The organism is Microbacterium sp. 71-23, assembly GCF_001897265.1.
In the GTDB taxonomy this organism is placed as follows: domain Bacteria; phylum Actinomycetota; class Actinomycetes; order Actinomycetales; family Microbacteriaceae; genus Microbacterium; species Microbacterium ginsengisoli.
Map to the genome: position 1 here is coordinate 1 of NZ_MKSL01000008.1, position 24,720 is coordinate 24,720.

The 24,720-nt window shown below is 70.6% G+C and carries 21 protein-coding genes; 13 read left to right on the plus strand and 8 right to left on the minus strand.

Features of this window, described 5'->3' with window-relative positions:
* Positions 1 to 84 precede the first annotated feature (84 nt).
* From BGO15_RS00115 to BGO15_RS00130, 4 genes are all read right to left on the minus strand, one after another.
* Positions 85 to 1,497 carry an FGGY-family carbohydrate kinase gene (locus tag BGO15_RS00115; RefSeq protein ID WP_082483229.1) on the minus strand — a complete coding sequence of 471 codons (1,413 nt, stop codon included), beginning with the start codon at positions 1,495 to 1,497 and terminating at the stop codon, positions 85 to 87.
* A complete protein-coding gene (locus BGO15_RS00120) occupies positions 1,494 to 2,540 on the minus strand; it encodes a class I mannose-6-phosphate isomerase (protein WP_056209854.1) in 1,047 nt (348 codons plus the stop codon). Before BGO15_RS00120 ends, BGO15_RS00115 begins: the two co-directional genes overlap by 4 nt.
* Positions 2,537 to 3,634 (minus strand): LacI family DNA-binding transcriptional regulator, encoded by a 1,098-nt coding sequence (locus BGO15_RS00125; protein ID WP_056209852.1) that lies wholly within the window; start codon positions 3,632 to 3,634, stop codon positions 2,537 to 2,539. Before BGO15_RS00125 ends, BGO15_RS00120 begins: the two co-directional genes overlap by 4 nt.
* A gap of 127 nt (positions 3,635 to 3,761) precedes the next feature.
* Entirely contained in the window at positions 3,762 to 4,781 is a 1,020-nt protein-coding gene (locus BGO15_RS00130) for an aldose 1-epimerase family protein (protein ID WP_056209850.1), read from the minus strand.
* 172 nt (positions 4,782 to 4,953) lie between these two features.
* Between BGO15_RS00130 and BGO15_RS00135 the strand changes: the two genes are divergently transcribed.
* The 3 genes from BGO15_RS00135 (at position 4,954) to BGO15_RS00145 (ending at position 8,051) form a co-directional block, all read left to right on the plus strand.
* A complete protein-coding gene (locus tag BGO15_RS00135) occupies positions 4,954 to 5,793 on the plus strand; it encodes a class I fructose-bisphosphate aldolase (RefSeq protein WP_056209848.1) in 840 nt (279 codons plus the stop codon).
* Entirely contained in the window at positions 5,790 to 6,944 is a 1,155-nt protein-coding gene (locus tag BGO15_RS00140; protein WP_056519730.1) for a Gfo/Idh/MocA family protein, read from the plus strand. The genes BGO15_RS00135 and BGO15_RS00140 overlap by 4 nt, the downstream gene beginning before the upstream one ends.
* Before the next feature lie 99 nt (positions 6,945 to 7,043).
* Positions 7,044 to 8,051 carry a LacI family DNA-binding transcriptional regulator gene (locus BGO15_RS00145; RefSeq protein ID WP_200934410.1) on the plus strand — a complete coding sequence of 336 codons (1,008 nt, stop codon included), beginning with the start codon at positions 7,044 to 7,046 and terminating at the stop codon, positions 8,049 to 8,051.
* A gap of 15 nt (positions 8,052 to 8,066) precedes the next feature.
* Here the strand turns inward: BGO15_RS00145 and BGO15_RS00150 are convergent, their stop codons facing one another.
* A complete protein-coding gene (locus BGO15_RS00150; protein ID WP_171006198.1) occupies positions 8,067 to 9,071 on the minus strand; it encodes a LacI family DNA-binding transcriptional regulator in 1,005 nt (334 codons plus the stop codon).
* Between the two features lie 161 nt (positions 9,072 to 9,232).
* Between BGO15_RS00150 and BGO15_RS00155 the strand changes: the two genes are divergently transcribed.
* The 10 genes from BGO15_RS00155 to BGO15_RS00200 all read left to right on the plus strand — a co-directional run bounded on the left by BGO15_RS00155 (position 9,233) and on the right by BGO15_RS00200 (position 21,146).
* Positions 9,233 to 10,738, plus strand: coding sequence for a sugar ABC transporter ATP-binding protein (locus BGO15_RS00155; protein WP_056519733.1), 1,506 nt, complete (start codon positions 9,233 to 9,235; stop codon positions 10,736 to 10,738).
* Positions 10,735 to 11,757, plus strand: coding sequence for an ABC transporter permease (locus tag BGO15_RS00160; RefSeq protein ID WP_056209844.1), 1,023 nt, complete (start codon positions 10,735 to 10,737; stop codon positions 11,755 to 11,757). Before BGO15_RS00155 ends, BGO15_RS00160 begins: the two co-directional genes overlap by 4 nt.
* A complete protein-coding gene (locus BGO15_RS00165; protein ID WP_045246459.1) occupies positions 11,754 to 12,806 on the plus strand; it encodes an ABC transporter permease in 1,053 nt (350 codons plus the stop codon). The genes BGO15_RS00160 and BGO15_RS00165 overlap by 4 nt, the downstream gene beginning before the upstream one ends.
* Positions 12,807 to 12,865: 59 nt before the next feature.
* A complete protein-coding gene (gene rhaS / locus BGO15_RS00170; protein WP_045246458.1) occupies positions 12,866 to 13,903 on the plus strand; it encodes a rhamnose ABC transporter substrate-binding protein in 1,038 nt (345 codons plus the stop codon).
* A 64-nt stretch (positions 13,904 to 13,967) separates the two neighbouring features.
* Positions 13,968 to 14,345, plus strand: coding sequence for an L-rhamnose mutarotase (locus tag BGO15_RS00175; RefSeq protein ID WP_045246457.1), 378 nt, complete (start codon positions 13,968 to 13,970; stop codon positions 14,343 to 14,345).
* Positions 14,342 to 15,508, plus strand: a complete 1,167-nt coding sequence (gene rhaI / locus BGO15_RS00180; protein WP_045246456.1) for an L-rhamnose isomerase — start codon at positions 14,342 to 14,344, stop codon at positions 15,506 to 15,508. The genes BGO15_RS00175 and rhaI overlap by 4 nt, the downstream gene beginning before the upstream one ends.
* Before the next feature lie 82 nt (positions 15,509 to 15,590).
* Positions 15,591 to 16,340, plus strand: a complete 750-nt coding sequence (locus BGO15_RS00185) for a DeoR/GlpR family DNA-binding transcription regulator (RefSeq protein ID WP_056519736.1) — start codon at positions 15,591 to 15,593, stop codon at positions 16,338 to 16,340.
* 53 nt (positions 16,341 to 16,393) lie between these two features.
* The gene (locus BGO15_RS00190) at positions 16,394 to 18,430 is read left to right on the plus strand and encodes a bifunctional rhamnulose-1-phosphate aldolase/short-chain dehydrogenase (protein ID WP_056209838.1); all 2,037 of its coding nucleotides are present in this window, start codon (positions 16,394 to 16,396) and stop codon (positions 18,428 to 18,430) included.
* A complete protein-coding gene (locus BGO15_RS00195; RefSeq protein WP_056209836.1) occupies positions 18,427 to 19,872 on the plus strand; it encodes a rhamnulokinase in 1,446 nt (481 codons plus the stop codon). The genes BGO15_RS00190 and BGO15_RS00195 overlap by 4 nt, the downstream gene beginning before the upstream one ends.
* A gap of 8 nt (positions 19,873 to 19,880) precedes the next feature.
* Positions 19,881 to 21,146 (plus strand): alpha-hydroxy acid oxidase, encoded by a 1,266-nt coding sequence (locus tag BGO15_RS00200; RefSeq protein WP_056519739.1) that lies wholly within the window; start codon positions 19,881 to 19,883, stop codon positions 21,144 to 21,146.
* Here BGO15_RS00200 and BGO15_RS00205 read toward each other — a convergent pair.
* The 3 genes from BGO15_RS00205 to BGO15_RS00215 are packed head-to-tail and all read right to left on the minus strand — an operon-like array spanning position 21,130 to position 24,664.
* Positions 21,130 to 21,975 carry a transglutaminase family protein gene (locus BGO15_RS00205; RefSeq protein ID WP_056209833.1) on the minus strand — a complete coding sequence of 282 codons (846 nt, stop codon included), beginning with the start codon at positions 21,973 to 21,975 and terminating at the stop codon, positions 21,130 to 21,132. The genes BGO15_RS00200 and BGO15_RS00205 overlap by 17 nt on opposite strands.
* Positions 21,972 to 22,904 (minus strand): alpha-E domain-containing protein, encoded by a 933-nt coding sequence (locus tag BGO15_RS00210; protein ID WP_045246489.1) that lies wholly within the window; start codon positions 22,902 to 22,904, stop codon positions 21,972 to 21,974. The genes BGO15_RS00205 and BGO15_RS00210 overlap by 4 nt, the downstream gene beginning before the upstream one ends.
* Positions 22,898 to 24,664, minus strand: coding sequence for a circularly permuted type 2 ATP-grasp protein (locus tag BGO15_RS00215; RefSeq protein ID WP_056519742.1), 1,767 nt, complete (start codon positions 24,662 to 24,664; stop codon positions 22,898 to 22,900). The genes BGO15_RS00210 and BGO15_RS00215 overlap by 7 nt, the downstream gene beginning before the upstream one ends.
* Positions 24,665 to 24,720 lie beyond the last annotated feature (56 nt).

Consider the following 24,720-nt stretch of genomic DNA (forward strand, 5'->3'; position numbering starts at 1 on the left):
CCTCGAAATCGACCTCGTTCAACGCCCGCACATGACCAAACTGACGAGACAACCCCCGCGCCTCCAACACCGGAACCGCCATGGTCAACTCCTCTCCTTCGTAAGTGAGGCGGGACCGGCATGGCCCGCCAAGAATGCCGCCGCGGCGGCGTCGAAACCGATCGAGTCGTCGCCGGCCGCGTAGGCCGCGAAGAGGGCCGCGCCGTAGGCCGTGCCCTCGTCATGGGACGAGACGGTGAGCGGCGGCAGCACGAGGGCCCGCGCGCGGACGACGCTCTCCATCCGTGACCATCCACCCGTGAGCAGCGTCGAGGTGGGCGCGGGAACCTCGCGATCCATGACCGTCATCAGCTCTGCGCACATGTCGTTGCCGTGCAGCAGCGCCGCGGTGAACAGCTCGGCGGGCGAGAGGCCGTCGCTGTCGGCCACGACCTTCAGCACGCCGTCGTCGTTGCGCGCGCCGTCGACGGTCAGGCCGCCGTGGGAGAGCGTGCCCGCCACGGGAATCGCCATGACCGCCGCATCGAGCTGCGCGCGGCCCCGCTCGTCGGCGATGCCGAGAAGCTGCAGCACCCGGCGCATCAGTAGGCCTGACTTCGTTCCGGCCAGCAGCACGAACTTGCCGGGGAGCACGTGGCGAACCGTGTTGATGCCCGCCCGGGCGAGGCGCTCGCGCGCATCGAACGGCAGGGTGTGGTCGAGCACGCGCACGAGCGCCTCCGCTGTGCCCATCGAGTCGTAGATCTGACCGCTGTCGGTCGCGCCGGCGGCGACGGCCGACACCAGGTGATCGTGTCCGGCGACCGTCAGCAGCGCGCCGCGGAAGCCCTGCGGCATCCGATCGTCCGTGATCGGACCGAGCGCCGTGCCCGCGTCGACCCGTTCGGCGAGGATCGTGTCGTCGGTGCCGAGCACGTCGAGGGCGGCCTGCCACGGCGTGCTGTCGTCCTGGTCGATGAGGCCGGTGCGCGAGACGAGCGAGTGCTCGGCGACGCGGGGGCCGCCGAGGGCCCGCACGATCGACTCGGGCACGTTGAGGAACGTGGTGCCGGCGAGGTCGATCCCCCCCTCGTCGCGCAGGTGCAGCAGCTTCGAGATCGACGCGAGGGGACCGACGGGCAAGCCGGTGCGCCCGAGGAACTCGTCGCGGAACGCGGCGGGCGTGGACAGAATCTGCGCCTCGCCGCGCGGGTCGAACCAGGCCATGATCGGCGCGGCGGGACGGTCCTCGGCATCGAGAAGAGCTCCGGCCTCGGCCATGCCCGAGATGCCGAGGGACAGGATGCGGTACCCGGCGGGCAGCATCGCATCGGCTTCGGCGGCGAGTTCGCGCACCACATCGACGGCGAGCTCGAGGGGCATCTCGGCGCGTCCGCCCTCAAGATTGGTCCACGGCGAACGGCGGCTCACGACGGCGGCCTCGCGCCCGTCGGGAGTGGCGACGAGCAGCTTGATGCTCGTCGAGCCCATGTCGAGCCCCGCGACGTACGCGGTCATCGCACACCGCCCTCGTGGAGGGTGCGCGGCCACCCGGCTCCGGGCGCTCCGACGACGACGGTGACGTCGCCCTCGACGTGCCAGGCGCCGAACGCGTGCGGCAGGGCGTACACCTCACCGCGCTGCAGGGCGACGCGGCCGGTGTCGGAGACGAGTGCTCCGGAGCCCGCGGTGACCAGCACGACCGCGAAGCCCGCCTCACGCGCGTCGGTGCGGTCGCCGTGGGCCGCGGCATCCCAGAGACGGAAGTACGGGTCGGCGGCCGCCGGCAGCAGCGACCGGAATCGGGATGCCGCGGGCTCCGCGCCCGCCAGGCTGATGAGCCCCGAGAGCTCGGCCTCGGTGAGCTGCGCGGTGGAGACCGCGGGCATGACGACGTCGAAGCCGAGATCGAGGTGGGACTCGTCGCGCGTGGCCGTCGTCACCGACCACTCGAGCAGGATCGAGAAGTCGGTGGGTTCCTGCACCTCGGCGACGAAGATGCCGCCGTCGATCGCGTGCACGGTGCCGGACGGCACGAGCACGGCCATGCCCTCCCGCGCCACGACCCGGTTCATGTGCGAGAGCATCCACTCGCTGTCCTGCGCGTCGCGGCGACGATCGAGCTCGTCTCGATCCACCGGTGCGCTCCACCCGACGTAGAACGCGCTGTCGGGTTCGGCGTCGAGCACGTACCAGGCTTCGGTCTTGCCGTAGGGGCAGTCGAGGTGCCTGGCGGCGAAGCCGCGCTCGGGGTGCACGTGAACGGGGAGGCGCTGACGCGCGTCGAGGAGCTTCACGAGGATGCCGACGTCCGCGGCATCCCGTCCCTGCTCGGGTCCGACCCACGAACGCGGGTCCGCCGCGACGAGGTCGCGGAGCACGTGGCCGTCCGCGGTGATCGCGAGGCCGATCGGCTCCTCGCCGAACCGGGACACGGTGGAGGCGAGCCACTCCTCCGGCTGCCGGTCGGTCTCGGGGACGATGCCGCGCAACGCGGCGATGCGGTCACCGCCGCGGTAGAAGTGCTGCACCGGGTTGGGGGGCAGGAGGACGGGGATCATCGATCGGCTCCGGTCGAGTGCTGCGGGGCGGCGGACGGGTCCGCGGCGGCGCGCGGCGGCATCTCGCCGGATCCGCGGTGGATGAGGCGGGTGGGGACGACGATGTGCTCGGGGGCGGCGTCCGGGTGGTCGACGAGCTGCATGAGCCGGCGGAAGGTGGCCTCGCCGATGAGCAGCGGGTCCTGGTCGACGCACGTGATGCCCGGGGTCATGGCCCCGGCGAGCTCGAAGTCGCCGAAGCAGATGAGGGCCGGCATCGACAGCTCGCCCGAGCGGATGCCGCGGATCGTCGCGATCGCGGCGGGGCTCGACGCGCAGAACAGCGCGGTGGGCGCATCGGGGCGCTGCAACAGGGTCTTTGCCGCCGTCGCGCCGCTCTCGCGCGTGCGCTCGTGCTCGGCGACCAGCGTCGGGTCGAACGGGATGCCCGCCTCGTCGAGGGCCGCGCGGAATCCGGCGAAGCGTGCGGCGACGGTCGGGTAGGCGGTGGCCTCGCCGATGAATCCGATACGTCGGTGACCGTGGTCGATGAAGGAGCGGGTGGCCTGGTAGGTCGCGCCGAAGTCGTCGACGACGATCGAGTCGATGCCGTCCCGCGAGCGGTCGACGCAGACGACGGGCACCCGGGTGTGCAGGGCGGCGAGCTCCTCGGAGGACACGGCGACGGGGGCGACGATCAGCCCGCGCAGGCGGTGCCCGGTGAGCCGGGCGAGCTGCTCCCGCTCGCGCGCGGCGTCGTAGCCGGTGCTCGCGAACAGCACGCTCAGGCCCTGGGCGAGGGCGAGCTCCTCGATCACGCTCACGATCGCCGAGACGAACGGGTCGGAGATCGCGTCGATGACGATGCCGATCGTGTCGGTGTCACCGCGCTTGAGCGCACGGGCCCGCACATCGGGAACGAAGCCGAGTTCGCGCACGACCGCGAGCACCCGTTCGCGGGTCTCCGGGAGCACGCCCTTCTCGTCGTTCACGACGCGGGAGACCGTCTTGATGCTCACCCCGGCGCGCTCCGCGACATCGGTGATGCGCGCCCGCGGGCGGGGCGCGGGGCCCTCACCGACCGCACCGGCGGTCTGCAGCTCATCGTGCGTCATCGCAACCTCGACATCGTTGTCATTCGGAACTTTCCGGGCCTTGCGATCCCGGCGGACATCATCTTGGGGCCGCATCGACAACGTTGTCAAGCCCTGTTATCGAAACGACTCCCGAGCGCCCTCGGCGTCAGCCGCCCGAGGGATCGACCGCGATGCTGATGCCGAGGAGCCGTTCCTCGCCCAAGGCGAGCGGCGTCGCGAGCCCCCGGGCGAGGGCGTCGGCACGACCCAGGATCGTCGGCGCCGTCGCGGGTTCGATGCCCAGCACCACCTGGCCCGGCTCCGCCACCCGCCACTGGAAGAGCCCGGGCAGAACGGCCGGATCGAAGCCGACACGCACCCCGATCCCGGACGCCGACTCGACGCGAACCTCGGTGCGCGACCCCGGCTCGGCTACCGCGTCGAGCACGTGCCGGAACACCTGCTCGGGGTACTCGGCCGCCAGCTCAGGGAACACGTCCCAGCTGTCCAGGCCCGCCCGGGCCGCAGCATCCCGCGGCACGATCTCCACCGCCGGCGAGACGATGCGTGTGCCGGCGTCGACCAACGGCCAGCCGAGGTTCACGTGGTAGAGCACCATCGGGAACGCCTCCCGCCGGCCGCGGTTCACGAGCCGATCGTCGACGCGGATCACCCGCTCGCCCACCGGCAGCACGATGCGGCGGTGCAGCTCGAGATCGTCGCCGAACACCGTCGCCTCCCGCACGATGCCCTCGACGACCACGGTGTCGCGCGTCGCCTCGGCCCGGGTCACCGTCGCGCGCAGCGACGAGTACCGGCCGTGCATCGGATGCTGCTCCTCGCCCGACTGCGCCGGTCCGACGTTGAGCAGCCCGCAGGTCGTGAGCAGGCCGCCGCCGAAGCCGCGCAGCCAGCCGCGCCCGTCGGCGTCGCCCGACGACAGCGGCGGGAACCCCGTGCTCGAGAGCCACGCGAGCGGCACCCCGTCGGCCCGCACCTGGGCGAGATCGAGGCCGCGGTCCGGCAGCAGCTCGACCTCGAGCGGCCCGTTCACGAGACGTATGCGGCGGGCACCGGCATCCGGCCCGTCGGTACGCGTCGACGATTCGACGGCGACCGCCTGGGTCAGTGAACCGAGCCGGTCCACGGCCTGATCGAGCGGCCGACCGTACAGCTCCGGAGGCATTCGGATCCTCTTCCTCGCAAGGGCACGGCATCGGCGCCGCGCGCGCAGCGTCACGGTAGCAGGTCGTCGACCCGCTCCCAGCGACCAATTGACAACGTTGTCTCGAAGTCCCCATACTGTCTCCGGACGCACCGATGCGTCCCCCGAACCGACACCTCACGGAGATCACTCGATGTCGACGTATCGCCTCAATCGGCTCTTCAACGCGCGCTCCGGACGCGCCCTCGACGTCGCCGTCGACCACGGCGCCTTCCACGAGCACTCGTTCATCACCGGCATCGAGGACATGGCCGCGACCGTCGCCACCCTCGTCGCCGCCGGTCCCGACGCGATCCAGCTGACGCTCGGCCAGGCCCCGCTGCTGCAGGCCACGCCGGGCAAGCAGAAGCCGGGTCTCGTGCTGCGCACCGACATCGCGAACGTCTACGGCGACCCGCTCGAGTCGCCGCTGCACTCGATCCACGTGCCCGACGCGATCGAGGTCGCCGTGCGGCTCGACGCCGTCGCCGTCTGCGTCAACCTGCTCGACCTGCCCGGGCACCCCGAGGTGCGCGAGCAGTGCATCCGCTCGATCCTGGCGCTGCGCACCGATGCCGCCCGCTACGGCATGCCGCTCATGATCGAGCCGCTGGTCATGCAGACCCGACCCGGCGCCGGTGGATACGCCGTCGACGGCGACACGGCCAAGATCGTCACCCTCGTGCGCCAGGCGCGAGAACTCGGCGCCGATCTCATCAAAGCCGACCCGACCGACGACATCGACGACTACCACAAGGTCATCCAGGCGGCGGGGCCGACCCCGGTGCTCGTCCGCGGCGGCGGGCGCGTCGACGATCGCACGCTGCTCGATCGCACCCGGGCCGTGCTCGCGCAGGGCGCGCGGGGCATCGTCTACGGCCGCAACGTCATCCAGCATGACGACCCCGCGGGCATCACCGCCGCGCTCATGGCCGTCGTGCACGACGACGCCACGACCGACCAGGCCCTCTCCCTCATCGGCGGTGCCGCATGAGCGCCCGCATCGTCAACGTCGGCATCATCGGCGGCGGACTCATGGGCCGCGAGATCGCCGCGGCCCTGCGGCGGTGGCCCGCCCTCGTCGACCACCCCGTCGAGCCGCGGCTCGTCGCGGTGTGCGACATCAACCCGGCCGCGATGGAGTGGTTCGACGGCATCGACACCGTGCGCCTCAAGACGACGGATCACCGCGAGCTGCTCGCCGACCCCGAGATCGACGTCGTCTATATCGCCGTGCGCCACGACCTGCACGAGCAGCTCTACGTCGACACGATCCGCGCGGGCAAGGCCCTGCTCGCCGAGAAGCCGTTCGGCATCGACCGTGCCGCCGCCGACGCGGTCGTGGCGGCGATCGATGAGACCCCCGACTCGTTCGTGCGGGTCTCGAGCGAGATGCCGTTCTTCCCCGGCGCCCAGTGGGCCATCGACTACGTGCGCTCGGGCGCGCTCGGGCGCATCGTCGAAGCGACCTGCGGCTTCCTCCACGCGAGCGACCTCGACGTGAACAAGCCGCTCAACTGGAAGCGGCAGCAGAAGTTCTGCGGTGTCGCGGGCGTGATGAACGACCTCGGCATGCACACGTGGCACGTGCCGCTGCGACTCGGGTGGGCGCCCGAGGGGGTGTTCGGCGTGCTGCAGGACATCGTCACCGAGCGGCCCGGACCGGGCGGCGACCTGGTGCCCTGCGACACCTGGGACAACGCGATCATCCACTCGCGGGCACGTCACGATGGCGCCGAGTTCCCGCTCACGACCGTCACCAAGCGCATCGCTCCGGGCGAGAAGAACACCTGGGAGTTCGAGGCGATCGGGATGTCGGGCGGCGTGCGCTTCAGCACGAAGAACCCCAAGCAGGTCGAGGTGTTCGCGCTGATCGACGTGCCCGGGGTCGGCCGCGAGCAGTCGTGGCAGCGCATCGACGCGGGCAGCCAGTCGGTGTGGCCGACGGTGACGGGGCCGAACTTCGAATCGGGATTCTCCGACGCGATCCTGCAGATGTGGGCGGCGTTCCTCGCCGAGTACGTGGGCGAGCTCGGCGACCGGTTCGGCACCGTGCGACCCGCGGAGGCGGCGCTCACCCACCGCATCTTCGCCGCAGCGATCGCGTCGCACGAGGACGGCCGCCTGACCGCCCCCGCAGACTGAACGAGCGGGGTCCGATAGTCCGAGGCGGCTGAGCGGGCGCGGCAGAATGGATCCCGCTCGCGCCGCGCGCGTCGGTTCGCGGTGAGCAGGAGGAACAGCATGCGCAACCCCCGCGGCGGCGGCCACCCCACGATGGTGGACGTCGCGGCCGACGCGGGGGTCAGCCTGAAGACCGTCTCCCGCGTCGTCAACGGTGCGCCCAACGTCGACCCCGCGATGGCGGAGCGGGTCGCGGCATCCATCGACAGACTCGGGTACCAGCGCAATGCCCTCGCGGCCTCGCTGCGATCGGGGGCACGGGACACCATCGGATTCGTGTCCGCCGACCTCTCCAACACCTTCTACATGCGGGTCGCGGCCGCCGCGGCCGCCGCCGCGCTCGAGCGCGGCATCCGCCTGATCGTCGCATCGAGCGAAGAGGATGCCGCGGCCGAACGCACGCTCACGCTCGACCTCTGCCAGCGCCAGGTGGGCGGACTCCTCGTCGTGCCGACGGCGAGCGATCACCGCTACCTCGCCCCGGAGGCGGCGCGCGGCACGCCCGTGGTGTTCCTGGACCGTCCGGGTCGCGGCATCGTCGCCGACGAGTTCCTCATCGACAACCGAGGGGGCGCACGGGCCGCGGTCGCCGAGTTGCTGGCCGCGGGCCACGAACGAGTCGCCGTGCTCCTGGACGCGCCCACGATCTTCACGATGAGCGAGCGGAGGGCCGGCGCCCTCGACGCGTTCGCCGCGCTCGGCCGTGCGGCGGATCCGCGGCTGATCGTCGAGGACCTGCACACTCCGGCGGCGGCGCGCGCGGCGCTCGAGCGCCTGCTCGACGCCGAACGGCCGCCGACGGCGGTGTTCTGCGCGAACAACCGCTCGACCGTGGGCGCTCTCGAGGCGATCCTCGCGGCGGATGCGCCGGTGGCGCTCACGGGCTTCGACGACTTCGAGCTGTCCGGTCTCGTGCCGCGCCCGATCCGCGTGGTCGACTACGACGTCGCCGAGCTGGGTGCCCGCGCCGCCCGCACCCTGCTCGATCGCATCAGCGGAGCGGATGAGACCGAACCGCGGACCCGTCTGCAGCCGACCCGCCTGGTCGATCGCGGCCTGCGCCGCTGAGGGCGCGAGGCGCGGTCAGGTCGCGGTGGAGGAGCGGACGACGAGCTCAGGCCCGAACACGACCCGCTCCGTGGGTCCGCCGGGCGACTCCGCCGCCGCGAGAAGCAGCTCGACGGCCGTCGTGCCCATGAGGACGGCGGGCTGACGCACCGAGGTGAGCGGGATGACAGCGGCTGCCGCGAAGTCGATGTCGTCGTAGCCGATGAGTGCGATGTCCTCGGGCACGCGCACGCTCGCGGTCATCACGAGGGATTGCAGCAGACCGAGGGCGAGCAGGTCGTTCGCCGCGAAGATCGCGTCCGGCCGCGCGCTGACGGGGCGCGCGAGGATCTGCGCACCGGCCACCCGCCCCTCCTCGACGGTGAGCGCCCGCGTGCCGACGAACTCGAGCGACGCTCCGCCGTGTGCGGCGACGGCGCCCTGAGCGCCCTCGAGACGATCGGCGACCTGACGGATCGAGACCGGTCCGCCCACGAACATCAGTCGACGGCGCCCCACGTCCAGCAGATGGGATGCCGCGAGGGTGCCGCCTGCGAGGTCGTCGACGGCGACGGACGCGAACGAGCCGTCGCGCGATTCGCGGTCGACGAGCACGGTCGGCGTGCCGCGGTCGCGCACGGCACGGAGCTTGGGAACGCTGTCGTACACGGGGGTCACCAGCATGCCGAACACCCGCTGTTCCTCGAACAGCTCGACGTGCCGGTCCTCGCGATCCTGCTTCTCATCGCTGTTGGCCATGAGCACGGTGAGGTCGTCGGTGGATGCGCGCTCCTCCGCACCGCGGGCGACCTCGGTGAAGAACGGGTTGCGCATGTCGAGCACGACCAGGCCGATGCTGCGGCTGCGACCCGCGCGCAGTTGGCGGGCGGCGTCGTTGCGCACGAACCCGAGGAGGTCGATGGCGCGGTGCACGCGGGCCACCGTCTCCGCCGACACCTTGTCGGGGCGGTTGAGCACGTTGGAGACGGTGCCGACGGACACCCCGGCGGCTTCGGCGACGTCGCGCACGCTGACGGCCACAGCTCTCCTCCTCACGTCCTCGGGCGGTGAGAGTGAAACGAATCAATAACGCCGGAAGACTACGGGCAAATTCGCCTTGACACCATCCTGACGAGGCCCTAACGTCGTTCCGGCAGGGATTGAAACGATTCACTCCCTCAATGGAGAGGGTGAGTTATCTCATGACCGACAGCCCCGTGCTGGAACTGCGGGACGTGCAGAAGTCCTTCGGCTCCGTCGTCGCACTGCGCTCCGGGACGATCTCCGTCGACGGCGGATCGATCCACGCCCTCGTGGGTGAGAACGGTGCCGGCAAGTCGACGCTCGTCAAGATCGTCGCCGGCCTCTACCAGCGCGACGCCGGCGTGTTCCGCCTCCGCGGCGAGGCGGTCGACTTCTCGTCGACCGCCCAGTCGAAGGCGGCGGGCGTCGCGGTCATCTACCAGGAGCCCACGCTCTTCCCCGATCTCTCGGTGACCGAGAACATCTTCATGGGGCGCCAGCCGACCAGCCGATTCGGCCGCATCGACCGCAAGGCGATGCGCCACGAGGTGGAGCGCCTCTTCACCCGACTCGGCGTGCTGATCGATCCCGATCGGCCGGCCGAGGGTCTCTCCATCGCCGACCAGCAGGTCATCGAGATCGCCAAGGCCGTCTCCCTCGACGCGTCGCTGCTGATCATGGACGAGCCGACGGCCGCCCTGTCGGGCATCGAGGTCGAGCGCCTGTTCACGATCGCGCGCAGCCTGCGCGACGAGGGGCGCGCGCTCATCTTCATCTCCCACCGATTCGACGAGGTCTTCGCACTCTGCGACACCGTCACCGTCATGCGCGACGGCGCCTACATCGCGACCAGCGCGATCGCCGACACCACCGTCGACGCGATCGTTCGTCAGATGGTGGGACGTGAGATCACCGAGCTGTTCCCCAAGCAGCCCGCCGAGATCGGCGAGCCGCTGCTCGAGGTGGAGCATCTCACCAGCCCCGGCGTCTTCCAGGACATCTCGTTCACAGTGCGCGCCGGCGAGATCGTCGGCCTCGCCGGCCTCGTGGGTGCCGGGCGCAGCGAAGTCGCCCGTGCCGTGTTCGGCGTGGACCCGTACTCCGCCGGCACCGTGAAGCTCAAGGGCAAGATCGTGCCCTCGGGCCGCCCGACGGCGGCCATGCGTGCCGGCCTCGCCCTCGTCCCCGAAGACCGCCGCAAGCAGGGACTCGTCGTCGAGTCGGGCGTCGGACAGAACATCACGCTCGCCATCCGCCGCCGGCTCACGAAGTTCGGACTGCTCACTCAGCGTGCCGAGAACCGTGCCGCACGCGAATGGGCGTCGCGCCTCGAGGTGAAGACCCACGCCCTCGACACCGTCGCCGCGACCTTGTCGGGCGGCAACCAGCAGAAGGTCGTGCTCGCGAAGTGGCTCGCCACCGAGCCCACCGTGCTCATCATCGACGAGCCCACGCGCGGCATCGACGTCGGCACGAAGTCCGAAGTGCACCGCCTTCTCTCCGAGCTCGCCGGCCGCGGCATGGGCATCCTCATGATCTCGTCCGAGCTTCCCGAGGTGCTCGGCATGGCCGACCGCGTGCTTGTCATGCGCGAGGGTCGCCTCACCGCCGACATCGCCCGCGCCGAGGCCACCTCGGAGAACGTCATGCACGCCGCCACCCACGCTCCGGAGCACGCCCGATGACCACCACCAACATCCCCGTCTCGGCCGTGTCGAGGACGATCGGTCGCCTCGGTCGCGCACGTGAGTTCGGCATCCTGCTCGCCATCGTGCTCGTGGTCGCCGCCGGCACGGTGAAGAACCCCAGCTTCCTGTTCAGCTCCGACGGCTGGCGCGACCTGCTCCTCACCCCGTCGATCCTGCTGCTCGTCGCCGTCGGACAGGCGATCGTGATCATCACGCGCAACGTCGACCTCTCGGTGGGCTCCGTGATCGGTCTCACCGCGTATCTCACCGGCCGGCTGTTCAGCGACATCCCCGGAATCCCGATTCCGCTCGTCGTGCTGATCGCCGTCGCGGCGGGCGCGGTTCTCGGACTCGTCAACGGAGCTCTCGTCGCCTTCGGCAAGGTTCCCGCGATGGTGATCACGCTGGGCACGCTCTACGCCTACCGCGGCATCGGCGTCGTCTGGGCGGGCAGCAACCGCGTGAACGCCTCCGACATGCCAAGCTCGTTCCTCGGGCTCGGCACCGGGCAGATCCTCACGATCCCGATCCTCACGATCGTCGCGGTCGTCGTCCTCGGGATCGCCGCGTGGTACCTGCGCAACACCCGGGGCGGGCGCGAGTTCTACGCCATCGGCTCCGACCCCGCAGCCGCGCACCTGTACGGACTCCGGGTGACCCGTCGCATCCTCACCGCCTTCATCCTCTCGGGAGCACTCGCGGGCCTCGCGGGCGTCTTCTACGCCGCGCGCTACGGCACCGTCGACTCCCAGGCCGGCACCGGCTGGGAACTCCAGGCTGTCGGCGCCGCGGTCGTCGGTGGCGTCGCGATCGTCGGCGGTGTCGGCACCGTATGGGGTGCCGCCCTCGGCGCCGTGCTGCTGCTGACCATCAACCGTGCGCTTCCGGTGCTCGGCATCCCCGACTTCTGGCAGCAGGCCGTCGTCGGCGTCCTCATCATCGGCGCGATCGTGCTCGACCGCGTCCTGGCCGTGCGACAGAAACGGCGTCTCATCGAAACGAGGGACCAGGCATGACCGCCCCCACCACCACTGCCACCGTGCGGGTCGTGAAGAACTACGACAAGCCGTTCTGGCGCCGCGTGCTGCTCTCGCGTGAGACGGCGATCGTCGTGCTCCTGATCGCCGTGGCGATCGTGTCGGCCTCGACCGTGCGCGGGTTCAACCAGCCGCTCACCCTCACCTTCCTCCTGCTCGACGTCGCGCCGATCCTTCTGATCGCACTGCCGATGACCCTCATCATGATCACCGGCGAGATCGACCTGTCGGTGGGAAGCATGGTGGGTCTGTCGAGTGTGACGACCGGAGTGCTCGTGCAGGCGGGGGCCCCGTTCGGGGTCGCCGCCCTCGCGGCGCTCCTCGTCGGCGTCATCGGTGGCGCGATCAACGGCTTCCTCGTCACCGTCGTCGGGCTCCCCTCCCTCGCCGTGACGATCGGAACCCTCGCGCTGTTCCGAGGTCTTGCGGTCGGCCTACTGGGCACCACCGCCGTCACGAGCTTCCCCGTCGAGTGGACAGCGCTCGCGAAGGCGAAGATCGCGGGCACCGCGATCCCGTACATCATCGTGCCGTTCCTCGTGCTCCTGGTGATCTTCGCGCTGCTGCTGCACTTCACCCCCTTCGGTCGCGGCGTCTACGCGATCGGCCTCTCGAAGGACGCCGCCCGATTCTCGGGCGTGCACGTGGAGCGCACGAAGTTCGTGCTGTTCGTGCTCGCGGGCGTCGTCTCGGCCTTCGCGGGGATCTTCTACACGCTGCGCTTCGGCAGTGCGCGCGGCGACAACGCCACCGGGCTCGAGCTGCAGGTCATCGCCGCGGTCGTGCTCGGCGGGGTGTCGGTGTTCGGCGGTCGTGGCCAGCTGTACGGCGTCATCGCCGCCGTGCTGCTGATCGGCACGCTCTCCAGCGCCCTGCGCCTCGTGAACGTCACCTCCGACGTCATCAACATCATCACCGGCACGCTGCTCGTGCTCTCGGTGATCGGCGCGAGCGTGCTCGCGTTCCTCCAGTCCCGGCGCCGCCGACCGGCGCCGACACCCACCGTGGCGGCCTCCGCAGCTTCATGAGCCCGCACGACCAGCCGACGACGTCCCGTCGCGGCGCCACCCATGAAAGGAAACGAACAATGACGTTTGCACCCAAGCGCGTCCTGGCCCTCGCGGCTGTGGCCGTGACGGCGGCGCTGGCCCTCACGGCCTGTGCCGACACCGGCTCGTCGTCGCCGACCAGCGGCTCGAGCGGCGGCAGCGGCAACCTGTCGATCACGTTCCTGCCGAAGAACCTCGGCAACCCGTACTTCGACACCTCGGCGAAGGGCGGCCAGGCCGCGGTCGCCGAGTTCGGCGGCACCTTCAACCAGGTCGGCCCCGCGCAGGCCTCGCCCGATGGTCAGGTCAGCTACATCAACACGGCCACGCAGCAGGGCGTGGGAGCGCTCGTCGTCTCGGCGAACGACCCGAAGGCCATCTGCGACTCGCTCAACCAGGCCCGCTCCGCGGGCGTCAAGGTCGTCACCTTCGACTCGGACACCGAGACCTCGTGCCGCGACATCTTCGTCAACCAGGCGACGTCCGACGGCATCGCCAAGGTGCAGGTCGACCTGATCGCGAAGCAGATCGGCGACTCGGGTGAGATCGCGATCCTCTCGGCCGCGGCGAACGCGACCAACCAGAACGCGTGGATCGACAAGATGAAGGCGCTGCTGGCCAGCGACCACCCGAACATCAAGCTCGTCGATGTCGTCTACGGCAACGACGACGACCAGACCTCGTTCGACAAGACCGCCGCTCTGCTCCAGGCCCACCCGAACCTGAAGGGCATCATCTCGCCCACGACGGTCGGTATCGCCGCCGCGGCTCGCTACCTGTCGACGTCCGCCTACAAGGGCAAGGTCGCGCTGACCGGTCTCGGCACCCCGAACCAGATGCGGGCCTACATCAAGGACGGCACCGTCACCTCGTTCGCACTGTGGAACCCCGAGGACCTCGGCTACCTCGCGGCCTACGCCGCCGAGGCGCTCATCAAGGGCGAGATCACGGGCAAGCAGGGCGACACCTTCACCGCCGGCAAGCTCGGCAAGTTCACGGTCGGCGCCGACGGCACCGTGCTGCTGGGCGACCCGTTCGTGTTCGACGCCAGCAACATCGACAACTTCAACTTCTGATCTTGTCTCCCCTCCCGGCCGGCCGCCCCGTGCGGCCGGCCGTGCCACCCGAAAGGACCACCCCATGCCACGCGTGAGCTTCGAGCTGCGGATCGACCCCGCGCGCCTCGACGACTACCTCGCACGGCACTCCCCCGTCTGGCCGGAGATGCTCGCCGAGATCGCGGCATCCGGTCGTCGCAACTACTCGCTCTTCCTCGGTGAGGGCGGCAGGCTCGTCGGCTACTACGAGGTCGACGACGACGTGGCCGCGCAGGCGTACCTCGCGGCATCCGAGATCGCCACCCGCTGGGAAGCGGAGATGGCCCCCTTCTTCCTCGGTCTCGACGGGCGGCCCGACCAGGCCGCGACCGCACTGACCGAGATCTTCCACCTCGAGGACCAGCTCGCCGAGAGCGGCTCCTCGCCCGTCCCTACGACCGCAGAAAGCCGCGCACAGTGAGCATCCTGACTCCCGCCGTCCGCTCCACTCTCGAGAAGCAGGCCATCGAGCTGCCCAGCTGGGCGTTCGGCAACTCGGGCACCCGTTTCAAGGTGTTCACGACGCCGGGCACCCCGCGCGACCCGTTCGAGAAGATCTCGGATGCCGCGCAGGTGAACCGTCTGACCGGCCTCGCCCCCGCCGTCGCCCTGCACATCCCGTGGGACCTCGTCGACGACTGGAGCGCCCTGCGGGAGCACGCGGCATCCGAGGGCGTGACCCTCGGCACCGTCAACTCCAACACCTTCCAGGACGACGACTACAAGTTCGGCGCCCTCACCCACGAGGACGACCGCATCCGCCGGAAGGCGATCGACCACCACCTCACCTGCATCGACGTCATGCACGAGACGGGGTCGCGCGACCTGAAGATCTGGCTCGCAGAGGGCTCGAACTACCCCGGCCAGAACGACATGCGCGCCCGCCAGGACCGCCTGCAGGACTCGCTGCAGCAGATCTACGCCCACCTCGGCGACGAGCAGCGTCTCGTGCTGGAGTACAAGTTCTTCGAGCCGGCGTTCTATCACACGGATGTCCCGGACTGGGGTACCTCCTACGTGCAGGTCGCGGCGCTCGGCGACAAGGCGATGGTCTGCCTCGACACGGGCCACCACGCGCCCGGCACGAACATCGAGTTCATCGTGATGCAGCTGCTGCGCCTCGGGAAGCTGGGGTCGTTCGACTTCAACTCCCGCTTCTACGCCGACGACGACCTGATCGTGGGCGCCGCCGACCCGTTCCAGCTCTACCGGATCCTCAGCGAGGTCATCCGCGGCGGCGGGCTCGACAACCCCGACGTGGTCTTCATGCTCGACCAGTGCCACAACATCGAGAACAAGATCCTGGGTCAGATCCGCTCGGTGCTGAACGTGCAGGAGATGACCGCGCGTGCGCTGCTCGTCGACCGTGAGGCGCTGGCCGCCGCGCAGACCGCGAACGATGTGCTGGCCGCCCAGGCCGTCTACATGGACGCGTTCTACACCGACGTGCGTCCGGCTCTCGCCGAGTGGCGCGAGGGTCGCGGGCTTCCCGCCGACCCGATGGCCGCCTACCTCGCCTCCGGCTACCAGGCCCGCATCGAGGCCGAGCGCGTCGGCGGCGTGCAGGCCGGCTGGGGCGCCTGACCCACCCAGACCCGTCGGGGAGATCGCACCGCCGATCGCGGTCTCCCCGGCGCACCACACCGAACCGATACGCTCAGGCCCCATGGCTGGATTGCTCGGAGAAGAACGACGGGCGCTTCTGCTCGCCATCCTGCATCGCGATGACGTGATCCGTCTGGAGAGCGCCGCTGACGAGCTCGGTGTCTCGGCGATGACCGTACGCCGAGACCTCGCCGACCTCGCCGCCGAGGGCGCCGTGCGCCGGGTGCGCGGCGGTGCGGTGGCGGCGATCACGCCCCGCCCCTTCGAAGAGCGCCGGGCCACGCGCGGCGCTCAGAAGGCCGTGCTGGCCCGCAAGGCCGCCGAGCTCGTCCCCCGCTCGGGGGCGGTGGCGATGGATGCCTCGTCGACGACCGGCGTGCTGCTCGCCCATCTTGCGGAGGCCGACGATCTGCTGGTCGTCAGCAACTCGGTCGAGAACGCCGCCACGGCACGACAGATCGCGGGCGTCAGGTCGATCCTGGTCGGCGGCGAGCGCGAGGACCGCACCGGCAGCTACGTCGGTCCGTTCGCGACGCGCGCCGTGGCCGCGGCGACCTACGCCCGCTTCTTCACCTCGGCGGCGGCGATCGATCTGCGCGGGTCGAGCGAGGTGACGGCCGAGGAGGCCGCCATGAAGTCGGCGTTCGCGGCGGCGGCCGATGAGACGGTGCTGCTGATCGACTCCTCCAAGCTCGGCGATCGTGCGCTGGCGTCCGCGCTCGACTGGTCGCAGATCGATCTGCTCGTGACCGATCTCGCCGCGGACGACACCCGTCTCGATCCGTATCGCCCTCTGGTGCAGATCGTCTGATTTTGTTATCTTTTGTTTGATCTCACAGAAGAGAACACGAACAGGATCACCGAATGTCGAACTCCGCCGCATCCGAGCTCATCGCCCGCAGCAACCGTCTGGGCGCCGACCCCAAGAACACGAACTACGCGGGCGGCAACACGTCCGCCAAAGGCACGGCGACAGACCCCGTCACCGGCGAGCCCGTCGAGCTGCTGTGGGTGAAGGGATCCGGCGGCGATCTCGGCACGCTCACCGAGTCCGGTCTCGCCGTGCTGCGTCTTGACCGCATGCGCGCGCTCACCGAGGTCTACCCGGGCATCGACCGCGAGGACGAGATGGTCGCGGCCTTCGACTACTGCCTGCACGGCAAGGGCGGCGCGGCCCCGTCGATCGACACCGCGATGCACGGCCTCGTCGACGCCCCGCACGTCGACCACCTGCACCCCGACTCGGGCATCGCGATCGCAACGTCCGCCGACGGACCCGCCCTGACCGAGAAGATCTTCGGCGACAAGGTCGTCTGGGTGCCGTGGCGCCGCCCCGGCTTCCAGCTCGGACTCGACATCGCCGCCATCAAGGCCGAGAACCCGCAGGCCATCGGCACGATCCTCGGCGGCCACGGCATCACCGCGTGGGGCGAGACCTCCGACGAGGCCGAGCGCAACTCGCTGTGGATCATCGACACCGCGGCCGCCTACATCGCCGAGCACGGTGCCGCGGAGCCGTTCGGAGCCGTCGTCCCCGGCTACGAGCCGCTGCCGGAGGCCGAGCGCCGCGCGCGCGCCGCCGCCCTCGCCCCGACCATCCGCGGCCTCGCCTCGACCGACCGGGTCGTCGTCGGCCACTTCACCGACAGCGAGCCGGTGCTCGACTTCCTCTCGCGCGAGAAGCTCCTCCCCCTCGCCGGTCTCGGCACGAGCTGCCCCGACCACTTCCTGCGCACGAAGGTCAAGCCGCTCGTGCTTGACCTTCCGGCCACCGCGACGCTCGAGGAGCAGCTGGCCCGCCTCGCCGAGCTGCACGTCGAGTACCGCGCCGACTACCAGGCGTACTACGACGCGCACGCGACATCCGAGTCGCCCGCCATCCGCGGCGCCGACCCGCTCATCGTGCTCGTGCCGGGTGTCGGCATGTTCAGCTACGGAGCGAACAAGCAGACGGCCCGCGTCGCCGGCGAGTTCTACGTCAACGCGATCGGCGTGATGCGCGGCGCCGAGGCCCTCTCGACCTACACCCCCATCTCCGACGCGGAGAAGTTCCGCATCGAATACTGGGCGCTCGAGGAGGCCAAGCTGCAGCGCCTGCCGAAGCCGAAGACCCACCAGGGCCGCATCGCGTTCGTCACGGGAGCGGCGTCGGGCATCGGCAAGGCCATCGCGACCCGTCTCGCCGCCGAGGGCGCCTGCGTCGTGGTCGCGGACCTCGACCTCGAGAAGGCGCAGGCCGCCGCCGCCGAGCTCGGTGGATCGGATGTCGCGATCGGCGTCGCCGCCAACGTCGCCGACGGCGCCGCCGTGCAGGACGCCATCGATGCCGCCGTGCTCGCCTTCGGCGGCATCGACCTCATCGTCAACAACGCCGGCCTGTCGCTCTCGAAGCCGCTGCTGGAGACCACCGAGAAGGACTGGGACCTGCAGCACGACGTGATGGCCAAGGGCTCGTTCCTCGTGTCGAAGGCGGCCGCGAAGGCGCTCATCGACCAGAAGCTCGGCGGCGACATCATCTACATCTCCTCGAAGAACAGCGTGTTCGCCGGTCCGAACAACATCGCCTACTCGGCGACCAAGGCCGACCAGGCCCACCAGGTGCGCCTGCTCGCCGTCGAGCTCGGCGAGCACGGCGTGCGGGTCAACGGCATCAACCCCGACGGCGTCGTGCGCGGCTCCGGCATCTTCGCCTCGGGCTGGGGCGCCAACCGCGCCGCGACCTACGGGGTCAAGGAGGAGGACCTCGGCCAGTTCTACGCGAACCGCACGATCCTCAAGCGCGAGGTCGTGCCCGAGAACGTCGCCGACGCGGTGTACGTGCTCACCGGCCCCGAACTCAGCCGCACCACCGGTCTCCACATCCCCGTCGACTCGGGCGTCGCCGCGGCGTTCCTGCGATGACGTCAGCGGTCTCCGGCGGCCACGTCGCCGCCATCGACCTCGGCGCCACGAGCGGCCGGGTCGTGCTCGCGCACGTGAGCGGGAGCGAGCTGCGGGCCGAGACCGTGGCGCGCTTCCCGAACACCCCGGTGCGCACGCCCGACGGGCTGCACTGGGACGTGCTCGGGCTGTACGGGGCGGCCGTGCGCGGCCTCGGCGATGCGTTCCGGCAGGCGCCGGGCATCGCCTCCATCGGCATCGACTCCTGGGCGGTCGACTACGGTCTGCTGCGCAACGGCGTGCTGCTCGGCAACCCGTACCACTACCGCGACGAGCGCACCGCACGCGGGGTGCTCAGTGTGCACAGCCGGATGCGGCATCCCGATCTCTATCGCCGCAACGGCCTGCAGTTCCTGCCGTTCAACACGCTCTACCAGTTCGCCGCGGAGCGCCGCGACGTGCTCGACCTCGCCGACACCGCGCTGCTCATCCCCGATCTCGTCGCGTACTGGCTGACCGGCCAGGCCCGCACCGAGCTGACGAACGCATCGACCACCGGGCTCCTGCGGGTCGACGACCAGCGTCTCGACGACGACCTGTTCGACCGTCTCGGGCTGCGCCGCTCGCTGCTCGCGCCGCTCATCGCCCCGGGCGAGAGCTACGGCGTGCTGCTGGACGAGGTGCGGGTCGAGATCGGTGCGCCCGGCGCGGTGCCGGTCACGGCGATCGGCTCGCACGACACCGCCTCGGCGGTGGTCGCGGTGCCGATGGCGGATGCCGCGGCATCCGCCTACATCTCGTGCGGCACGTGGGGTCTGGTGGGCCTCGAGCTTCCCTCGCCGGTGGTCACCGACGCCGCCCGGGAGGCCGGCTTCACGAACGAGGGCGGCGTGGACTCCCGCGTGCGGTTCCTGCACAACGTGATGGGCCTGTGGATCCTCAGCGAGACCGTGCGCGGCTGGGAGGCGAAGGAGGGTCATGCGATCGACCTGCCGACGCTGCTCGACTCGGCCGCCGAGGTGCCCGCGGCATCCGTGCCGGTCTTCGACGTCGACGACCCGCGGTTCCTGCGCCCCGGCGACATGCCCGGCCGAATCGACGCGTGGTGCGACGAGCACGGCGTGCGACCGCCGCGCACCCGCGCCGAGTACGCCCGCGCGATCGTCGAGTCGCTCGCCGACGCGTTCGCGCGCAACGTGCACACCGCCGCGCAGCTCGCGGGGGTCGATGTCGCGACGATCCACATCGTCGGCGGCGGCGCCCTGAACACCCTGCTGTGCCAGCGCACGGCGGACCGGTCGGGACTCGTCGTCGAGGCGGGTCCCGTCGAGGCCACCGCGCTCGGTAACGTTCTCGTGCAGGCCCGCGCGGCGGGCTTCGCCGCCGGCTCCCTCGAGGCGCTCCGCGACCTCGTACGGCGCACCCATGCGCCGCTTCGTTACACCCCGACCGCGACCTCCTGAGGAGAGACATGGTTCAGCGTCAGCTTCCCAACCCGGCCGAGCTGCTCGAACTGATGCAGTTCAAGAAGCCGTCCTTCGACCTCAAGAAGCGTCGGCTCGAGTCCGCGCTCACGATCGCGGATCTGCGCACGATCGCGAAGCGCCGCACCCCGAAGGCCGCCTTCGACTACACCGACGGCGCGGCCGAGGGCGAGCTCTCGCTCGCCCGAGCCCGCCAGGCCTTCGAGGACATCGAGTTCCACCCGCGGGTGCTGCGTCCCGCCGAGTCCGTCGACACGTCGGTCGACGTGCTCGGCGGGCCATCCGCCCTGCCGTTCGGCATCGCCCCGACAGGGTTCACGCGCCTGATGCAGACCGAGGGTGAGATCGCCGGCGCCGGAGCGGCCGAGGCCGCCGGCATCCCGTTCACCCTCTCGACCCTCGGCACCACCTCGATCGAGGGAGTGAAGGCGGCGAACCCGACCGGACGCAACTGGTTCCAGCTCTACGTCATGCGCAACCGCGAGATCTCCTACGGCCTCGCCCGACGCGCGGCCGAGGCCGGTTTCGACACCCTCATGTTCACCGTCGACACCCCGGTCGCCGGCGCCCGCCTGCGCGACAAGCGCAACGGGTTCTCGATCCCGCCGCAGCTCACCCTCGGCACGATCGTGAACGCGATCCCGCGCCCGTGGTGGTGGTACGACTTCCTCACGACCCCCAAGCTCGAGTTCGCGTCGCTGTCGACCACGGGCGGCACCGTCGGCGAGCTGCTGAATGCGGCGATGGACCCGACGATCTCGTACGACGACCTGGCGGTCATCCGTGAGATCTGGCCGGGGAAGATCGTCGTGAAGGGCGTGCAGAACGTCGAGGACTCGGTTCGCCTCGTCGACCTCGGCGTCGACGGCATCGTGCTCTCCAACCACGGCGGCCGTCAGCTCGACCGCGCTCCCGTGCCGTTCCACCTGCTGCCGCAGGTCGTGCGCGAGGTCGGCCGCGATGCGACCGTCATGGTCGACACGGGCATCATGAACGGCGCGGACATCGTGGCATCCGTCGCCCTCGGCGCGAGGTTCACGCTCATCGGCCGCGCCTACCTCTACGGCCTCATGGCCGGCGGACGCGCGGGCGTCGACCGCACGATCCAGATCCTGCGCACCGAGATCGAGCGCACCATGAAGCTGCTCGGCGTCTCGACGCTCGCGGAGCTCGAGCCGGCGCACGTCACCCAGCTCCACCGCCTCACCCGCGGTCAGGCGGGCGCGGAGGTGCCGGTCACGCCTCGCGCGTGATCGTCACCTTCACCGACAGCTGCGAGGCGTGGCCGCCCGCGTACACGCCTCGCAGCGGCGGCACGTCGTTGTAGTCGCGCCCCCGGCCGACCAGCACGTGCCGATCGCCGATCTCGATGTTGTTGGTCGGGTCGAAGCCCTGCCAGTCGCCGGCGAACCACTCGACCCAGGCGTGTGACTCGCCGGCGACGGCGACGCCGATCTCGGCGTTGGCTTTGGGGTGCAGGTAGCCCGACACGTACCGCGCGGGAATACCCACCGACCGCAGGGCTCCGATCGCGATGTGGGCCATGTCCTGGCAGACGCCCTTGCGTGCGACCCACGCGTCGGCGGCCGTGGAGTGCACGCCGGTCACGCCGTAGACGTACTCGACGGCGTCGCCGATGGCCGCGGTGATCTCGTGCGCGGCCTCGCCCGGGTCGTCGTGGCGGCCGGCGATGGTGGCCGCGATCTCGGCCACCTCGGGGTGGGGCCGGGTGCGGTCTGTCACGGTGAGCTGCTCGACCGTCTCGATCTGCCGCGACGCCTCGACGTGCAGGCGCTCCCACGTGATGCCCGCGTGCTCGATCGGGCGGGGACGCACCTCGACGAGCGAGCGGGCGGTGACCCGCAGAGACGGATGCCGCGACTGCACGTCGAAGCTCGACACCCGCGTGCCGAAGTAGTCGATGTACGAGTTGATGGATGTCGCGGGGTCGATCTCCAGCGACGAGCTCAGCACGAACTGACTGTCGGTCGTGCCGGGGAGCATGCGGGCCTCGTTGTACGACGCGGCGACCTCGCCGCCGTAGCTGAAGCCGGTGATGTGCTCGATGCGTAGGCGCTTCACGGGGTGTCTCCGATCCAGCTGGGCTCGGCCTGCGTCGGGAAGAAGCGCTGGCGGATCGCGTCGGATGCCTCGCGGGTGACCCGCTGCACTCCCCGCATGTGCTCGGGTAGCTCGGCGAGGATCTCGGCGATGGGGCTGTACTCGAGGTCGTTGCGGATGCGTCCGAGAGCCCGCAGCACGGGGTTCGAGACGCCGACGCGGTCCTCGCGCGGGTCGATCGCGCTGACGCACTCCTCGGCGCGCAGGATCGAGTAGATGATCGATCGCGGGAAGAGCCGGTCGAGCAGCAGGAACTCGGCCGCATTGCGGGCGCTCGGCATGCCGCGGTAGGTGCGCAGGTAGGCCTCGTAGGCGCCGCAGGAGCGCAGGATGGTCGTCCAGGACGGACCCGACGCCTCGGTCAGCGACCGGGTCGCGAGCAGCCGCGCGGTCATGTCGGCGCGTTCGATGCTGCGACCCAGCGTGAAGAACTGCCACGCCTCATCGCGGCTCGTCGAGGAGTCGACGACGCCCACGGCGAGCGCCGAGCGCTCGCGCACCCACTGGAAGAACTCGTGCACCTTCTCGGTCTGCAGCCGCCGCGGCATCCGGGCATTGGTGGTGTTGAGGCACTCCCACAGCTCGGTCGAGACGATCTCGCGTGCGCGTCGGGCGTTCTCGCGCGCCGCGTTGAGCGAATAGACGATGCTCGACGGGTTGGCCCGGTCGACGGCGAGGCGGGCGAGCACGTCCTCGCGGGTGACGGGCGCGGCGGTGTCGGCGGGGAACGAGCCCATCACGGCCAGCAGCGACCGGCAGGCGGTGTCCTCGTCGATCCAGGGATCCTCGAGCAGCAGCTGCAGGTGCACGTCGAGGATGCGCGCGGTGCCGTCGGCGCGTTCGACGTAGCGGCCGATCCAGAACAGGCTCTCGGCGATGCGGCTCAGCAGCATGACGCGCCCCCTTCGGCGCAGGCGCGCGCCTGCTGCTGTTGCTCCTGCTGCTCCTGCGTGGTGCGCGGGCGGTCCTGGGGCGAGTGGGTGACCTCGGGGCCGTTCTCGGGAGCGGATGCCGCGCTGCTCGGTGCGCTCGCCACGCTCACGCTCGGCGCGACGGCGCGACCCGCGGCATCCGTCGGGATCACCGGCAGCGCCTGCGTGACGGTCGACGCCTGATCGGCGACGAGGCCCGCGAGCCCCTGGCCCTGGCCGTACTCGACGTGGGAGGGTGCGGCTCCGCCGACGACCCAGGTGTCCTTCGATCCGCCGCCCTGGCTGGAGTTGACGACGAGCTGGCCTTCGGGCAGCGCCACGCGGGTGAGACCGCCGGGGAGCACCCAGATGTCGTCACCGTCGTTGACGGCGAACGGGCGCAGGTCGGCGTGGCGGGGGCGCATGCCGTCCTCCACGAGCGTCGGGATGGTCGAGAGCATCACGACCGGCTGCGCGATCCAGCCGCGCGGGTCGGCGATGAGGGTCTTGCGCAGCGTCTCGAGCTGGGCCTTCGAGGCATCCGGCCCGACGACGAGCCCCTTGCCGCCGGACCCGTCGACGGGCTTGACCACGAGCTCGTCGAGCCGGTCGAGCACCTCTTCGAGCGCTCCCGCGTCCTCGAGCCGCCACGTGTCGACGATCGGGAGCAGCGGCTCCTCGGACAGGTAGTAGCGGATGAGGTCCGGCGTGTAGGTGTAGAGCAGCTTGTCGTCGGCGACGCCGTTGCCGACCGCGTTCGCGATCGTCACGTTGCCCAGGCGGGCCGCCAGCATGAGGCCGGGTGCGCCCAGCATCGAGTCGGCGCGGAACTGCAGCGGGTCGAGGAAGTCGTCGTCGACGCGGCGGTAGATCACGTCGACCCGACGGGCGCCGCGGGTCGTGCGCATGAACACCTTGCCGCCGATGCACTGCAGGTCACGGCCCTCGACGAGCTCGACTCCCATGAGGCGGGCGAGCAGCGTGTGCTCGAAGTAGGCCGAGTTGTACACACCCGGGGTCAGCACGACCACGTTGGGGTCCTCGATACCGGCGGGCGCCGAGGCGCGCAGTGCCGCCAGCAGCCGGTTCGGGTAGTCGCCCACCGGGCGCACACGCATCGACACGAACAGCTCCGGCAGGGTCTGCGCCATGACCCGACGGTTCGAGATGACGTAGCTGACGCCCGACGGCACCCGCACGTTGTCCTCGAGCACGCGCATCTTGCCGTTCTCGTCGCGGATGAGGTCGATGCCCGAGACCTGGATGCGCACGCCGTTCGCGGCGTGGATGCCATAGGCCTGCCGATAGAAGTACTGGCTCGAGGCGATGAGCTTCGCCGGGATCACCCCGTCGCGCACGCAGTTCTGCCGGCCGTAGGCGTCGTCGAGGAACGCCTCCAGCGCCCGCACGCGCTGCTTCACGCCCGCTTCGATCTCCGACCACTCCGCGTAGTCGATGACCCGCGGCACGGCGTCGAGCGGGAAGGGCCGCTCCTCGCCCGCGAAGTCGAAGGTGACACCCTGCGCGAGGTACGAGTTCGCGAGCGACTCGGTGCGTCCGCGCAGCTCGTCCTGCGTCATGCGCGCCAGTGCCTGGTGCAGCTCCCGGTAGGTCTGCCGCGAAGCCACGGCGTCGCCGGTGTGCTCGGGGTGGCCGAACATCTCGTCGAACGCGGGGAGGCCCTGCGACGTCTTTCGCGGGGCGAGAGTGGAGCCGTAGCCGTCGAACAGGTCGCCCATGCACTCACCCTAGTCGGGGGCATGTTGCGCGAGTGTTACCGATGCACGGCGGTGCC

Bases quoted from the DNA above. Each gene is read 5' to 3' on its own strand.
- BGO15_RS00115 (WP_082483229.1), bottom strand. From the start codon at position 1,497: ATGACCGCGTACGTCGCGGGGCTCGACATGGGCTCGACGAGCATCAAG.
- BGO15_RS00120 (WP_056209854.1), bottom strand. From the start codon at position 2,540: ATGATCCCCGTCCTCCTGCCCCCCAACCCGGTGCAGCACTTCTACCGC.
- BGO15_RS00125 (WP_056209852.1), bottom strand. From the start codon at position 3,634: ATGACGCACGATGAGCTGCAGACCGCCGGTGCGGTCGGTGAGGGCCCC.
- BGO15_RS00130 (WP_056209850.1), bottom strand. From the start codon at position 4,781: ATGCCTCCGGAGCTGTACGGTCGGCCGCTCGATCAGGCCGTGGACCGG.
- BGO15_RS00135 (WP_056209848.1), top strand. From the start codon at position 4,954: ATGTCGACGTATCGCCTCAATCGGCTCTTCAACGCGCGCTCCGGACGC.
- BGO15_RS00140 (WP_056519730.1), top strand. From the start codon at position 5,790: ATGAGCGCCCGCATCGTCAACGTCGGCATCATCGGCGGCGGACTCATG.
- BGO15_RS00145 (WP_200934410.1), top strand. From the start codon at position 7,044: ATGCGCAACCCCCGCGGCGGCGGCCACCCCACGATGGTGGACGTCGCG.
- BGO15_RS00155 (WP_056519733.1), top strand. From the start codon at position 9,233: ATGACCGACAGCCCCGTGCTGGAACTGCGGGACGTGCAGAAGTCCTTC.
- BGO15_RS00160 (WP_056209844.1), top strand. From the start codon at position 10,735: ATGACCACCACCAACATCCCCGTCTCGGCCGTGTCGAGGACGATCGGT.
- BGO15_RS00165 (WP_045246459.1), top strand. From the start codon at position 11,754: ATGACCGCCCCCACCACCACTGCCACCGTGCGGGTCGTGAAGAACTAC.
- rhaS (WP_045246458.1), top strand. From the start codon at position 12,866: ATGACGTTTGCACCCAAGCGCGTCCTGGCCCTCGCGGCTGTGGCCGTG.
- BGO15_RS00175 (WP_045246457.1), top strand. From the start codon at position 13,968: ATGCCACGCGTGAGCTTCGAGCTGCGGATCGACCCCGCGCGCCTCGAC.
- BGO15_RS00185 (WP_056519736.1), top strand. From the start codon at position 15,591: ATGGCTGGATTGCTCGGAGAAGAACGACGGGCGCTTCTGCTCGCCATC.
- BGO15_RS00190 (WP_056209838.1), top strand. From the start codon at position 16,394: ATGTCGAACTCCGCCGCATCCGAGCTCATCGCCCGCAGCAACCGTCTG.
- BGO15_RS00195 (WP_056209836.1), top strand. From the start codon at position 18,427: ATGACGTCAGCGGTCTCCGGCGGCCACGTCGCCGCCATCGACCTCGGC.
- BGO15_RS00200 (WP_056519739.1), top strand. From the start codon at position 19,881: ATGGTTCAGCGTCAGCTTCCCAACCCGGCCGAGCTGCTCGAACTGATG.
- BGO15_RS00215 (WP_056519742.1), bottom strand. From the start codon at position 24,664: ATGGGCGACCTGTTCGACGGCTACGGCTCCACTCTCGCCCCGCGAAAG.